Origin of the sequence: Pelagicoccus sp. SDUM812003 (assembly GCF_031127815.1) — a bacterium.
Lineage (GTDB): Bacteria > Verrucomicrobiota > Verrucomicrobiia > Opitutales > Opitutaceae > Pelagicoccus.
In genome coordinates this window covers 1-1,571 of sequence record NZ_JARXHY010000058.1, presented here as the reverse complement: position 1 = coordinate 1,571, position 1,571 = coordinate 1, and the positions used below count along the sequence as shown (strand labels likewise).

Here is a 1,571-nt window from a genome sequence, read left to right as displayed (position 1 = left end):
CGCCGCGAAGCGGTGAGGACAAGGTCCGAAGCAATCCTCTCGCCCCGACCATTGAATCTCGCCGAGCAACCTGTTCCCGGCGAAAGACTCCCCCCCCACGCCAAAGTCTCATGCGAGAGGATTTGAACCGAGAGGTTCGACGAAGCGAGCGGCGCGAGCGGAGATGGCCGATGCCTTCAGGCGGCGCCGCGAAGCGGTGAGGACAAGGTCCGAAGCAATCCTCTCGCCCCGACCATTGAATCTCGTAGGAAAGCCGTTCTTTCGCTGAGAAGCGCCCCACTACGCCAACGCCGCAGGCCTAGGGAATGGAAATCGAACGGTGTCAAGCCTCGCGCTAACGCTCGTGTTTGACGAAGCGCCATCGGCGCGGCGATCGAGCTCTAGCGACAGCTGCCGAAACGTAGGCGCGAATTAAGCTTTTTCGTTTCACAAACGAATCTAGCTAAGTATTGAGCTCCACTCTCAAATGGAGGATTGGCTCCGCAGGATCGGCAAAAGCTGACAATCTCGAAAAGAGACGCCTGCGAATGGAAAACGTCCGCGATCCGCGCTAACCTCCCGCCGCCAAACCGATCAATCCGACTCATCGCTCGCCATCGCTACTCGCTGGCGACCCAAACCAACATTCGAAACGCACCAAGATAACGAACCTCCCAACGCCTCTTCTTCGACCTGGACCGCAAGCTAAGCGGAACGGTCCCCAACCAACGAAAGAAAGATCGAAAGGGAACTCGGCGCCATCGTTCGAATCGAAGAAGCGTCACCGCTGCCTACCATTCTCCATGAAACGACTCATCGTCCTCGCACTCGCCCTTATGGGAATCGTCAGCGTCGTCCGCGCGGAAGCCTACCAGCCCTGCGACTGGGAGCGGCAAATCGTGGCCGCGTGCCTCGTTTTGGAAGCGTCAAACCAAGGCGAACACGGCATGCAAGCCGTGGCGTCCGTCATCGCCAATCGAGCGGAGCGTGACAAGAGCCGCTACATCCAAATCGTAAAAACGCCTTACGCCTTCACCGCATTGAACGAAGCGTCGACTGGAAAAACCGGCTCGAGTGGCTTCGCCAACCACGTCCGTCGCGCCTCTCGCGACCTAAATTGGAGCCTCGCCCTACGAATAGTGGATCAGTTGTACGCCGACTCGCTGGCAGACAACACCTACGGAGCGGACCACTACTCCCGTCGCGACCAGCTCCCGAGCTGGAGCCATCGCATGAGAGCGACCGCCGTCATCGGCGATCACCTGTTCTTCCGAGCGCTCTAAGCTCAGGCTTTTGCAGGTAGCGACCGCAGACCCATGGCCCACGCCCACCGCAGGACGCATTTTCCGGAAGTTTCGACTTGAAACTCGAAACGAATCCGCAAGTCTGGCCGTCCTTTCAAGGAAAGGCGTGGTAGCCAAGTGGTAAGGCCGAGCTCTGCAAAAGCTCTATCGCCGGTTCGATTCCGGCCCACGCCTCCAAAACCGTTGTTTCACAGACAACGGCTTTTTTGCGCCCAAACGCTTCCTGACTCTCACCGGCAAACCGCTTCGATGTCTCGCGACTTCATAAAGTCGCTCGAGTGTCGCTGC

1 protein-coding gene and 1 tRNA gene are annotated in these 1,571 nt (G+C 58.5%); both read left to right on the top strand.

Going from position 1 to position 1,571, the window contains the following annotated elements:
- Positions 1 to 782 precede the first annotated feature (782 nt).
- A complete protein-coding gene (locus QEH54_RS22760; protein ID WP_309021031.1) occupies positions 783 to 1,262 on the top strand; it encodes a cell wall hydrolase in 480 nt (159 codons plus the stop codon).
- Positions 1,263 to 1,386: 124 nt separating this feature from the next.
- Positions 1,387 to 1,460, top strand: a tRNA-Cys gene (locus tag QEH54_RS22755).
- Positions 1,461 to 1,571: the final 111 nt, after the last annotated feature.